Origin of the sequence: Haliea sp. E1-2-M8 (genome assembly GCF_030649675.1) — a bacterium.
Classification (GTDB): domain Bacteria; phylum Pseudomonadota; class Gammaproteobacteria; order Pseudomonadales; family Halieaceae; genus Haliea.
Genome location: NZ_JAUTDR010000005.1, coordinates 158,337 through 170,838, shown reverse-complemented (window position 1 = coordinate 170,838; position 12,502 = coordinate 158,337). Strand labels below are relative to the sequence as shown.

The window sequence follows — 12,502 nt, the reverse complement described above, 5'->3', positions numbered from 1 at the left end:
CAGCCATCGTCGCGCCCTAGTCAAGGGGCACTTCCTCGAAGGTCAAACCGGCATTGTCCAGCAACCGCTTGAGCACATGTTCGCCCAGGCCCGATGCGGGGGTCCAGAAGCCACCACCGACCTGCAGCGGGTCCTGCGCCAGACAGACCGCCGCTTCTGCCAGCATGCGCGATGTGGAACCGTAGCCCGGGTCCAGCTGACCCGCCACCCGCACGCGCAAATCCAGCGCCCGGTCCCGGGGATGGGCGCCGTGGAAGAACAATTCGTAGTGCCCGGCCTCGCGCTGCTCGCGGCTCGGCCCCTCCCCGGGCTTGGGCAGGAAGCGCGCCAGCAACTTGCGGCCGGGGCCGGTCGCGAGCCCGGCCATGGCGGCGCCCATCGCAATGGTGTTGCGCAGGGCCTGGGCACGGGAACTGCAGAGTTGCGATTCGTCGTACTGGAAGTCCTCACCCCAGGGTTTGCCGAGCAGGCAGTGAGTACGCCGCACCACCCGGCCGTTGATGGCCGCCATGATAAAGGGACAGGTCCAGCGCTTGAAGTCGCTGTCATAGCGGGCACTGGCCTGGTCGGGACCGTCCAGGCCAGTGGTGCCGGGAGGGCAGAGAGCGTAAGGATTGGTCAGCAGTTTGCGCACGCTGCGGTCACGTTTGGCCTCGTCCAGCACTTGCAGCATACTGGCGATGGTGCCGCCGCTGGCGCTGCCCTTGTTGCGCCCGACCCTGGCCTTGACGTAGTGCGCCGGCATCCCGTGGCGTTCCAGCATGCGCTGCTGCAGAAACCAGGTGCCCATGTCGGAGGGGATGGAGTCGAAGCCGCAGGTATGGACCAGCCGTGCGCCGCTGGCCTCGGCGGCGGCCTGGTACTCGGGGATCACCCGTGCCATCCACTGCACCTCACCAGTGAGGTCGCAATAGTGGGTGCCGCTGGTGGCGCAGGCGGCCACCAGGGGGGTGCCGTAGCGGGCGTAGGGTCCAACGGTCGTGCAGACCACAGCGGTACGCTGCACCATCTCCTGCAGTGAGGCGGGGTCATCGCTGTCGGCCAGGACAATGGGCAGAGGCTCGCCCGGGTACTGAGCCTGCAGCGTGTTCTGTAACAAATGCAGCTTCTCCTCGCTGCGCCCCCCCAGTGCCCAGCGCAGTGGGCCCCCGGTGCCGTAGGTCTGGGCCAGGTACTCCGCCACCAGCGCCCCGGTGAAGCCGGTGGCGCCCCAGATGATCAGGTCGAATTCCCGCTGTTGTTCAGCCATGGTGGCAACTCCTCTGGTGACAGGCGCGCTCAGTGGATTCCGTGCATCATTTTCCGCAGCAGCGGCGCGATCAGAAATTGCAGTGCCGCGATCCCCAACCCGACATAAAACAGGGTGGTAAACAGATCAGTGTAGCTCGCCAGTGCCGTGCCGACATCGGCGAGGCCTGTGTCGGCATCCAGTGCAGCGAGCTTGGATAGCTGGGCCGCGACATGCTGGGAGTAGGCGGTGGCCAGGAACCAGGCGCCCATCATGACCCCCACGATACTGGGCACCGCCAGTTTGGTCACGGCGGAAAGGCCGACCGGGGACAGGCACAGTTCGCCGGCAGTATGCAGCAGGTAGGCGAGAACCATCCAGTAGCCAACAACCAGCCCCGCTTCGTTGAGGTTGGCGGCGCCCAGGACCAGCGACCCAAACCCCAGGCCGGCGAAGGCCACGCCCATGGCGAATTTAACCGGTGTGCTGGGCTCCAGGCCGCGGCGGCCGAGGCTGGTCCAGAGCCAGGCAAAGACCGGCGCCAGGATGAAGATGAAAAAGGAATTGAAGAATCCGTACTGGGCAGCAGTGAAGTTGATGCCAAACACGCGGCGGTCCATGACCCGGTCGGCATACAGGGTCATCGAGGCGGCGCTCTGCTCGAACAGGGACCAGAACACCACGCTGGAAACGGTGAGCACCACCAGCACAATCATCCGCTGGCGCTCCACCTTGTTGCAACGGAAGGTGATAAACCAGGCCAGACCCAGCGCCACGATCAGGGCCAGCACATTCAGCAGCACGCCGACAGCGCCATGGAATTGCAGCATTTGCCAGGCGGCGAAGACACCGGCCAGGCCTGCGAGATAGATCGTCAACTCCTTGCTGACGCCCAGCAGCGACCGCTCCCGCAGTTTCTCCGGCTGCGTCGGTTCGGCAAGCCCGCGCAGGTGTTTCTGGCCGAGCAGGAAAGTGGCCAGGCCAATAAGCATGCCGATGCCGGCGACGCCGAAGCCGTAGCCCCAGCCGTAGGTCACACCCAGATAGCCGCAGATCAGGGTGGCGAGCAGCGCGCCCAGGTTGATGCCCATGTAGAAAATGGTGAAACCCGCATCCCGGCGCGGGTCGTTCACCGCATACAGGCGCCCGACGATGGTGGAGATATTGGGCTTGAGAAAACCCACGCCAACGACGATCAGGGCGAGTGAGAAGTAGAATACCTGCAATGCCCGGTCATCCCGCACCACGGTATCCCCGACCAGCCGGGCCTGCTCGCCCTCGACCGCCATCCCCATGTGCCCCAGCACCAGCAGCAGGCCGCCAAAGATGACCGACTTGCGCATGCCCAGGTAGCGGTCCGCGAGCAGCCCGCCGATGACCGGCATGGCGTAAACCAGAGCGGCATAGCCGCCGAGAACTTCCAGGCCATTGGCATCGGAGAACAGGTGATACTTGGTGAGGTACAGCAACAGCAGGTACTTCATGCCGTAAAAGGAAAAACGCTCCCACAGCTCTGTGGAAAAGCACACGTAGAGACCCCGGGGGTGGCCGAAAAAAGCGGTATCGGTGGCCGGATCAACTGTGCTGCTGCTTGTCATTATTCAGGGTCCTTTATTAGAGCGGGGCAGAGGCCCCCGGCACGGCCGGCAAGAGTACCACTCATGGTCTGCATTTGCCCTCGCTCGCGCGCAAGGTGCGCGCCCGTCGCGATGCGGGTACCATGAACGCCACTGCTTCTACCTTCGCGGAGACTACATGAGCAAGATCCTGACCCTGCTGACCGCCAGTATCGCCTTCAGCGTCGCCCTGGTCCACGCCGGGCAACCCCCCGCTGCAGACACCGACGCGCAGATCCAGCGCGACCTGCACTTTCATATTGACGAACTCGCCGATGATTCCTACCAGGGTCGCGAGCCCGGCACCCCCGGGGAAGACAAGACCATCACCTGGCTGCAACGGCATTTCGCCGCGCTGGGCGCGCAGCCAGGTAACCGCGGCAGCTGGGTCCAGGAGGTGCCGATCACTGCGGTTACCAGCGCACCCACCGCGGTGCTGGCGATCCGGGGTCCCGAATTCAGCGCGGATCTGGCCTATGGCAGCGAGATGATGGTGGCCACCCAGCAGCAGGTGGCCACGACCGGCATTGAAGATTCCGAACTGGTGTTTGTTGGTTACGGTATCAATGCACCCGAGCGCGGCTGGAACGACTACGCCGGCGTTGACGTCACCGGCAAAACGGTTGTCGTCCTGGTCAACGACCCCGGCTATGGCACCCAGGATCCGGCGTTGTTCAACGGCAATAGCATGACCTATTACGGGCGCTGGGATTACAAATACGCTGAGGCGGTGAGGCAGGGCGCCGCCGCCGCCCTGATCGTGCACGAGACCGACGCCGCGTCCTACCCCTGGGAGGTCGTACGCAACAGCTGGTCCGGCGCCAATATAGGCCTGACCGCGGACGACGGTCACCGGGACAAGCTGGCAATCGAGGGCTGGCTGCCCCTGGCCCAGGCGGAAGCCCTGTTTACGGCCGCCGGCCTGGATTACCAGGCCAGCAAGCAGGCTGCGCAGAAGCCGGGCTTCAAGGCCCGGCCCCTGACCGGCTTCAGCGCATCCGTGCAGCTGGAAAACAGCCTGGCTGACAGCCTGTCACGCAACGTGGTCGCGCTGATCCCGGGGTCCACCCATCCGGACGAGGTGATCATCTACACCGCGCACTGGGATCACCTCGGGGTGCGCCCGGACGACGAGGGTGACAACATCTACAACGGCGCCAGCGACAATGCCTCGGGGGTTGCAGGCCTGCTCGCGATTGCCCGCCAGTTCCTGGCCCAGGAGACACCGCCGGAACGCTCGATCCTGTTTTTGGCAGTAACCGCCGAGGAGTCGGGACTGCTGGGGTCGAAGTTCTACAGTGAAAACCCCATCTTTCCCGCCGCGAAAACCGTGGCCAATTTCAATATGGACAATATCGCCGCCGGCAACCTCGGCCGGACCCGGGACGTGGCGGTGGTGGGTTATGGCAACAGCGAGCTGGAGGACTACCTGGCCCGGGCGGCGGAAGCCCAGGGCAGGGTGGTGGTACAGGAACCCTACCCCGAGAAAGGTTCCTACTACCGCTCTGACCATTTCTCCCTGGCCCGGGTCGGTATCCCCGCCCTGTACCTGACCAATGCCACGGACAGTATCGAACATGGCAAGGCCTGGGGGGACGAGCGCCTGCGGGACTATACCGCCAATCATTACCACAAGCCGTCGGACGAATACGATCCTGCCTGGGACTTGAGCGGTGCCGCCCAAGAAGTCATGTTGCTGCTGCAGATGGGGCGCGAGCTCGCTGCCAACCGGGATTTCCCCGACTGGCACGATGGGGTGGAGTTCAAGCGCGCCCGCGACGCCTCGCTGCAGCCGTAACCGGGCGCCCCGGGGTGTCGCTCAGCGGCGGGTAATGGTAAACGGTGACCAGGTCTGGCTCACCGCCATCATTTCCAGGGAGTTCACGTTGAGGTGGCGGGGCAGGGTGGCGAGCCAGAACACGGTCTCCGCAATGTCCTCGGGCTGAATCGGGTCCGCGCCCTGATACATCCTGTCATAGGCGGCCTGGTCCCCACCGGTACGCACCAGGGTGAACTCGCTTTCCGACAGGCCCGGTGCCAGGCAACTGACCCGGACCCCGGTCCCCTGCAGGTCGCTGCGCAGGGCATAGGAAAACTGCTCGACGAAAGCCTTGCTGCCGCAATAGACATTGCCGCCCGGGTAGGGCCAGTGCCCCGCGACCGAGCCAATGTTGATGATGCTGCTGCCGGCGCCACTGTCGATCAGCGTGGGCAGCAGGGCGTGGGTCACCGTGGTCAGGCCCTTGACGTTGGTGTCGATCATGCGGTGCCACTGCTCGAGGTCACAGGCCTGGGCCGGCGCCGTGCCCAGTGCCAGGCCGGCGTTGTTGACCAGCGTGTAGACCTCCCGGAACGGACTCTCCAGAGCAGCCACTGAAGCCTGTACCGCCTGCGTATCGCGGACGTCCAGGGTCAGCGTGAGTACCCGGCACTGCGGTTCCAGCTCCGCAGCCAGCTCCGCCAGGCGCTCGTCGCGGCGGCCACTGAGCACGAGATTCCAACCTGCCCTGGCAAAGTGGCGGGCGCAGGCGCGGCCGAAACCAGAGGTGGCGCCGGTGATGAATGCGGTGTGGGTCATGATGCGGGTTCCTGTGGTTGTTGAGGGCGGATTCAGGCGGCGGCCGGCTGGTCGCGCCCGGGTTGCAGGCTCGCCAGGTGGGCGTCGATGGTGGCGCTGACGGCGACCGGGTCGGTCAGGCGCTTGATGCCGACGAACAGCAGCGCGGCTTCCGGATAACTGTGGCGCAGGTAGCCCAGCCACTGCTTGAGCGTGCCGGCGGCGTGGCGGGGTTCACACTCGACGCGCTTGCGCCGGAAAAAGTTCTGCAGAAGCACAGCGATGTCCAGCCATGGCATGGCTTCCGCGGGCGCCCCGTCAAACGCTGCGCGCACCAGGCGCGGCAGGTCCGGTCGGCACAGGGCGCCGCGGCCGAGCATCAGGTCCCGGCACTGGCTCGCCAGCTGGCAGCGGCGGGCGTCCTCCGGGCTCCAGATCTCGCCGTTGGCAACCACCGGCAGGGTAACCCTCTCCACAGCGCGGGCGATCTCATCCCACCATGCGGGCGGCTGGTAGCCGTCGCGACGGGTGCGGGCGTGGATTGCGATTTCGCTGGCGCCGGCAGCGGCGATGGCCAGGACGTTGTCCAGGAACTGGCTCCGGTCCTCGAAGCCGAGGCGGATTTTGGCGCTGACGGGGATACTGGCGGGCACGGCCTGGCGCACCGCGGCGACAATACTGCCCACGCGCTCGGGTTCCCGCAGCAGGATCGCGCCGCCGTCTGACTTGTTTACGGTCTTCGCGGGGCAACCGAAGTTGAGGTCGATGCCGGGTGCGCCCAGTTCGGCGCAGCGGGCTGCGTTGTCCGCCATCGGCGAGGGCTGGCCGCCCAGAAGCTGCACGAAGACGGGCACCCCTGCCGGCGTGCGCCCGCCGCTGTCCAACTCGGGGCACAGGCGCCGGAAAACGCGCGGCGGCAGCAACTGCTGGTTGACGCGAACGAATTCGGTGACGCAGCGGTCAATGCCGCCCAGGTCGGTCAGCAGGGCACGCATGGTGGCATCAATGACGCCGTCCATCGGGGCCAGGATCAGTCGCACGGCAGGTCTCCATTTCAATCCGCCAGTATAACGATGTCAGCCCCCCATGTTTAGGTGTTACCGGCGAGGTGCTACCGGCGAGGTGCTACCGGCGAGGTGCCCAAAATCCGGCAGCCTGACATCCGCCATTGGCGCCTGGCGCCGTTCCTGATTTATGATGGTCGGTAATTTGAACCAGCCGGGAGGGGGGAGAGTGGGCCAGCAGGACGATATTTTCATGCAGGGAGTGGAGCTGATGCTCTTCGGCGTCGGCGCCGTGGGTATCTTCCTGTCCCTGCTGGTGCTGGTCACCTCGCTGACCTCGAGGTTCATGTCCCGCTTTTTCCCGGAGCAGGTTGAGTCCTCTGTGGCAGCGCCTGCAGGTCCGGCGCCCATATCCGCCACCGGTCCCGGCCAGGCTGAACTTGTAGCCGTAATTACCGCCGCTATCCACCAGCACAGAAAACAGCGGCACTGACGCTCTAACCAAAGAGGTTTAGTTGATGCAAGACGAGAGGCGCCCACTGGGCATTACCGACGTGGTTCTGCGCGACGCGCACCAGTCCCTGCTGGCAACGCGCATGCGCCTGGACGATATGCTGCCCATTGCCGCAGAGCTCGACGGGGTCGGCTTCTGGTCCCTGGAGTCCTGGGGTGGCGCGACCTTTGATGCCTGCATCCGCTACCTCGGTGAGGACCCCTGGGACCGCATCCGCCAATTGAAGAAGGCCATGCCCAAAACGCCTCAGCAAATGCTGTTGCGGGGCCAGAATATCCTTGGCTATCGCCATTACGCGGACGATGTGGTGCGCAAGTTCGTCGAGCGTGCCGCCCACAACGGCATCGATGTATTCCGGGTGTTCGACGCCATGAACGACATGCGCAACATCGAGGTGGCGCTGCAGGCGGTCAAGGATGTGGGCAAACACGCTCAGGGCACCATTTCCTACACCCTGAGCCCGGTGCACACCATTGAGACGTGGGTGGAGCAGGGCAAGCGCATCGAGGACATGGGCGCGGACTCGATTGCGATCAAGGATATGGCGGGCCTGCTGCGACCCTATGAGGGTTACGAGCTGGTGCGGCGTTTGAAAGAGTCCTGCGCCATTCCCATCCACATGCAGTGCCACGCCACCACCGGTCTCTCGACGGCGACGATCCTGAAATGTGTCGAGGCCGGCATCGATAATGTCGACACCTCCATTTCCTCGATGTCGATGACCTACGGCCACTCGCCGACGGAATCGGTGGTAGCCATTTTCGCCGGCGGCGACCGCGACACCGGGCTCGATATTGAAAAACTGGCGTCGATCGCGGCCTACTTCCGCGAGGTGCGCAAGAAGTACGCGCAGTTCGAGGGCTCCCTGCGCGGCGTGGATGCACGCATTCTCGTGGCGCAGGTTCCGGGCGGTATGCTGACCAACATGGAGAGCCAGCTGCGGGAGCAGGGTGCCGCCGACCGCATGGACGAGGTGCTGCAGGAAATTCCCCGGGTACGGGAGGATCTCGGCTTCATTCCCCTGGTTACCCCGACCTCACAGATTGTCGGCACCCAGGCTGTTATCAACGTGCTCACCGGAGAGCGCTACAAGTCCATTTCCCGGGAGACCGCGGGGGTGCTGAAAGGGGAATACGGGGTCACTCCGGCACCGGTCAACAAGGAGCTGCAGGAGCGGGTGCTGGAGGGCGGCGAGGTGATAACCTGTCGCCCGGCGGATCTGCTGGAGCCCGAGCTGGAAGCCCTGACCGCGGAGCTGCACAGCCTTGCCCGGGAGCAGGACATTGCCCTGGAGGAGGGGGAGCAGCAGGTGGACGACGTCCTCACCTACGCGCTGTTCCCGCAGATTGGCCTCAAGTTCCTCAAGCACCGCGGCGATGCCAGCGCCTTCGAGCCGGCACCGGATGCGGCAGTGGAACCCGCCGCGGCCACCGGCGCCAAGGCGGCGGACAAGCCGGCCGGCAAGGTTCCGACGACGGCTGCGGACGCCGGCGTCTACACAGTGAAGGTCAATGGCCAGTCCTATGTGGTTGAAGTGGCCGAGGGTGGCGACGTGGCCGCGGTCCAGCCGGCAGCGCCGCCTGAAGAACCCACCTCCGCTGGCCCGGGCGAGCCGCTGCCGGCCCCGCTGGCGGGCAATATATTCAAAGTGGGCGTGAAACCCGGGGACACGGTGAAATCGGGGCAGGTGATCGTCCTGCTCGAGGCCATGAAAATGGAAACCGAAGTGCGCTCGCCCCGGGATGGCCGGGTGGTCAGCGTTGAGGTCAAGGCCGGCGACACGGTCGGCGTGGGTGACACCCTGATCATGCTGGATTGACGGCCATGGACAATCTTCTACGGCTCTGGGAATCCACGGGCCTGGCCCAGTTCGAGCCGGGTCAGGCGGCAATGATTCTGATCGGGATCGTTTTACTGTTCCTGGCGATCCGCAAGGGCTTCGAGCCCCTGCTGCTGGTGCCCATCGGTTTTGGCGGCATATTGGCCAATATCCCCGGCGCCGGGCTGGCCTACTCGGCCGCGGAGAACGCTCTGCACGGCGCCGACCCCGTGGTGTTCGCGGATATGGCGGCGGCGCTCGGCAGTAGCGCGATCGCCGATGCCAGGGCCCTGCTGGATACCCTCGCCAGTGCCGACCTGACGCAGCAACTGGCCGCCACTCGTATCGCCGAGCAGGCCGGCTACGGCAACGGCATGCTGTACAACTTCTACATGGTGGCAATCGCCAGCGGTGTGGCGCCACTGGTGATTTTCATGGGGGTGGGGGCGATGACGGATTTCGGTCCGCTATTGGCCAATCCGCGTACCCTGTTCCTGGGGGCAGCAGCCCAGTTCGGGATCTTTGCCACGGTGCTGGGCGCGGTGGGCCTCGCCTCTCTGGGGATCATGGACTTCAGCCTGGCGGACGCCGCGGCTATAGGCATCATCGGCGGCGCCGACGGCCCCACAGCGATCTACGTGGCCAGCATACTGGCACCCGACCTGCTCGGCCCGATCGCAGTCGCCGCCTATTCCTACATGGCGCTGGTACCCTTGATCCAGCCGCCCATCATGCGGGCGCTGACCACCCAGGCCGAGCGCGAAATCGTCATGACCCAGCTGCGGGTAGTGTCGCGGCGGGAAAAGATAGTGTTCCCACTGGTGCTGTTGATTCTGGTGGCGCTGCTGCTGCCCGCCGCGGCACCGCTGCTGGGCATGTTCTGTTTCGGCAACCTGATGAAAGAGTGCGGTGTCGTCGGGCGCCTGAGTGACACGGCGCAGAATGCGCTGATCAATATCACCACGATTTTCCTCGGGCTTTCGGTCGGCTCCAAGCTGGTGGCGGACGAGTTCCTCGACATCAACACCCTGGGCATCATGGGTCTGGGTATCATCGCGTTTGCCATTGGCACCGCCTCCGGGGTGCTGATCGCCAAACTCATGAACCGGTTTGGCAGCAACCCGCTGAATCCCTTGATCGGCTCCGCGGGGGTTTCCGCGGTGCCCATGGCTGCCCGGGTCAGCAACAAGGTCGGCCTGGAAGCCAACCCCCACAACTATCTGCTGATGCACGCCATGGGTCCCAACGTGGCGGGGGTGGTCGGTTCGGCGGTTGCCGCAGGGGTAATGATCAGCCTGGTCGGCGGCTGAAGTCTGGCTCTCCCGGGGTGGTTGCGGCAGGCGCCGATTGGTGCCTGAGGCATTAATTTTGTACACTGTGGCGCTGACAACAACCGCTGAGCCAGAGTCCGCATGAATCCCAACTACCTTGATTTTGAACAGCCCATCGCCGAGCTTGAAGTCAAGATCGAAGAACTGCAGCTGGTGGGAACCGACGCGGATATCAACATCAGCGAGGAAATCCGCACCCTGCGGGAGAAGAGCGCCAAACTCACCGAGAAAATCTATTCCAACCTGAGTGCCTGGGAGATCGTCAAGGTAGCCCGCCACCCCCGGCGCCCCTACACGCTGGATTATATCAACCGCGTTTTTACCGACTTTGACGAACTACACGGTGACCGCCACTTCGGCGATGATCACGCGATCGTCGGCGGCACCGCCCGTCTCTGCGGGCGCCCGGTCATGGTTATCGGTCAGGAGAAGGGGCGCGCGGTAAAGGACAAGGTACTGCGCAATTTTGGCATGCCCAAGCCCGAGGGCTACCGCAAGGCGCTGCGCCTGATGCAGATGGCCGAGCGCTTCCGGATGCCGGTCATCACCCTGATCGATACCCCCGGAGCCTATCCCGGGATCGATTCCGAGGAGCGCGGTATCAGCGAAGCCATTGCACAGAACCTGGCGGTGATGTCGCGCTTGGCGACCCCTATTGTCTGCGTGGTGATCGGCGAGGGCAGTTCCGGTGGCGCGCTGGGTATCGGGGTGGGCGACCACCTGGCCATGCTCCAGTACGCCACCTATTTCGTCATCTCCCCCGAGGGTTGCGCCAATATCATCTGGAAAAGTACGGCCCATGCGCCGGATGCGGCGGCGGCCATGGGCGTAACCTCCAAGGTCCTGCAGGATCTGGGTATTGTTGATGCCACCATCCCGGAGCCCATGGGCGGCGCCCATCGCAACGTCGAGCAGATGGCCGAGCGCATCCAGGCTCACCTGGTCACGCAGTTGGAGCGGCTGCAGCAGATTCCGCTCGAGGACATGCTCGAGCAGCGCTACCAGCGCCTCATGTCCTACGGCAACTGAGCTCGCGCCACCGGCGGGCGGTGGAATGATCCTCGACACCTCAAGCCTGGCGTCTGCGCTGGAGCCCCACGCGGGCGCGGGGCACTGGCTGCTGGCCTTCAGCGGCGGCCTGGATTCCACCGTCCTGTTGCATCTGCTGCACGATTATCGGCAGACCCATCCCGGGGCGCCGCCTCTCACCGCGGTCCACGTCAACCACAACCTGCAGCCAGCGGCCGCGGATTGGGAGCGGCATTGTGAGCGAGTCTGCGCCGCTCTCGGGGTACCGCTGCTGTTGCGCAAGGTTGCGGTGGACGCCGACGGCAGGGGTACGGAAGCGGCTGCCCGCGATGCCCGCTACCGGGCTTTGGCAGACACCTTGGAAGCGGCTGATGTGATGTTTTTTGCCCACCATCAGGACGACCAGGTGGAGACGCTGCTGCTGCGCTGGTTGCGCGGTGCCGGTCTGCGCGGCCTGCAGGGTATGCCGGCGTTGCGGCCGCTGGGCGCGGGCCTGCTGTCACGGCCGTTACTGCCGTGGCCCCGTGCGGCGCTGGAAGCCTGTGCCCGGCGGCATCGACTGCAGTGGGTCGATGACCCCTCCAACACCGACACCGGGTTCGACCGCAATTATCTGCGCCATGAAGTGCTGCCCCTGCTGGCCCGGCGCTGGCCGGAATACCGCGGCAGCGTAGTGCGTTCGGCGCGACAATTGGGTTCCGCGGCAGCGGTGCTGGAACAGCTGCTGCCCACGCCGCCACCCTGCGCCACGCTGCTGGGTGACCCCGGTATTCCGGTATCCAGCCTGCTGCGGGACCCGGCCGATGCCGGTTGGCTGGTCCTGCAGGAGTGGCTGGCGGGGCAGGGCCTGCCGGCACCGCCGCGGGCGCCGGTCGGCGAATTCCTGCGCCAGTTGCGGTCCGGGGGCGGCAGTCCGGAGCTGGCCTGGAGCGGGCAGCGTTTGCGGCGCTTCGGCGACGGGGTCTACCTGCTGCCAATAGAAGAGGCCGCTCTCTGGGCCGATGCGGGCGCGCTTGCGCCCGGCGCGCCGCTGGAGCTGCCCGGGGCCGACAGGCTGGAACTGGTGCCGGCGGGCACGGGGCCGGGTATTGCGCTGGGGCCGGGAGAATTCCTCGCGGTGCGCAACCGCAGCGGCGGCGAGCGCTGTCAACCGCAGGGGAAAGCCCGCAGCCAGCGCCTGAAGAAATTGCTGCAGGAAGGCGGAGTGCCACCCTGGTGGCGCGATCGGCTGCCGCTGCTGTACCTGGGCGACGAGCTGGTGGCCGTGGCCGACCTGTGGTTGTGCGCCTCCCCGAGGACACTCGCCAAAGGCGGTGCAGCTGCCTGGCGACCGCTCTGGCAGCGAAATAACTTCCGCTTCCGTGGATTGAGCTGACACCCCCTTTCTGGTAACCTGATTTCCCA

10 protein-coding genes are annotated in these 12,502 nt (G+C 65.3%); 6 read left to right on the top strand and 4 right to left on the bottom strand.

Annotation, left to right across the window (positions count from 1 at the left end; genetic code table 11):
- Positions 1-16 precede the first annotated feature (16 nt).
- Complete coding sequence (locus Q6D67_RS06075; RefSeq protein ID WP_304704697.1) at positions 17-1,249, bottom strand: trans-acting enoyl reductase family protein; 1,233 nt, start codon at positions 1,247-1,249, stop codon at positions 17-19.
- Positions 1,250-1,278: 29 nt separating this feature from the next.
- On the bottom strand, positions 1,279-2,826 hold the full coding sequence (locus Q6D67_RS06070) for a peptide MFS transporter (RefSeq protein WP_304704696.1): 1,548 nt from the start codon (positions 2,824-2,826) through the stop codon (positions 1,279-1,281).
- Positions 2,827-2,983: 157 nt separating this feature from the next.
- On the opposite strand from Q6D67_RS06070, the gene Q6D67_RS06065 reads away from it, so the two are divergent.
- Positions 2,984-4,642, top strand: coding sequence for a M28 family metallopeptidase (locus Q6D67_RS06065; RefSeq protein WP_304704695.1), 1,659 nt, complete (start codon positions 2,984-2,986; stop codon positions 4,640-4,642).
- Positions 4,643-4,663: 21 nt separating this feature from the next.
- Here Q6D67_RS06065 and Q6D67_RS06060 read toward each other — a convergent pair whose 3' ends face one another.
- Together Q6D67_RS06060 and Q6D67_RS06055 are read right to left on the bottom strand one after the other, a co-directional pair.
- The gene (locus Q6D67_RS06060) at positions 4,664-5,422 is read right to left on the bottom strand and encodes an SDR family NAD(P)-dependent oxidoreductase (protein ID WP_304704694.1); all 759 of its coding nucleotides are present in this window, start codon (positions 5,420-5,422) and stop codon (positions 4,664-4,666) included.
- Between the two features lie 32 nt (positions 5,423-5,454).
- The gene (locus tag Q6D67_RS06055; protein WP_304704693.1) at positions 5,455-6,441 is read right to left on the bottom strand and encodes a tRNA-dihydrouridine synthase; all 987 of its coding nucleotides are present in this window, start codon (positions 6,439-6,441) and stop codon (positions 5,455-5,457) included.
- A 193-nt stretch (positions 6,442-6,634) separates the two neighbouring features.
- On the opposite strand from Q6D67_RS06055, the gene Q6D67_RS06050 reads away from it, so the two are divergent.
- From Q6D67_RS06050 to tilS, 5 genes are all read left to right on the top strand, one after another.
- Positions 6,635-6,898 (top strand): OadG family protein, encoded by a 264-nt coding sequence (locus tag Q6D67_RS06050; RefSeq protein ID WP_304704692.1) that lies wholly within the window; start codon positions 6,635-6,637, stop codon positions 6,896-6,898.
- A 25-nt stretch (positions 6,899-6,923) separates the two neighbouring features.
- On the top strand, positions 6,924-8,738 hold the full coding sequence (oadA, locus tag Q6D67_RS06045) for a sodium-extruding oxaloacetate decarboxylase subunit alpha (protein ID WP_304704691.1): 1,815 nt from the start codon (positions 6,924-6,926) through the stop codon (positions 8,736-8,738).
- A 5-nt stretch (positions 8,739-8,743) separates the two neighbouring features.
- Entirely contained in the window at positions 8,744-10,048 is a 1,305-nt protein-coding gene (locus tag Q6D67_RS06040; RefSeq protein WP_304704690.1) for a sodium ion-translocating decarboxylase subunit beta, read from the top strand.
- Positions 10,049-10,150: 102 nt separating this feature from the next.
- Positions 10,151-11,098, top strand: coding sequence for an acetyl-CoA carboxylase carboxyl transferase subunit alpha (accA, locus tag Q6D67_RS06035; RefSeq protein ID WP_304704689.1), 948 nt, complete (start codon positions 10,151-10,153; stop codon positions 11,096-11,098).
- A 25-nt stretch (positions 11,099-11,123) separates the two neighbouring features.
- Positions 11,124-12,473, top strand: coding sequence for a tRNA lysidine(34) synthetase TilS (gene tilS, locus Q6D67_RS06030; protein WP_304704688.1), 1,350 nt, complete (start codon positions 11,124-11,126; stop codon positions 12,471-12,473).
- Positions 12,474-12,502 lie beyond the last annotated feature (29 nt).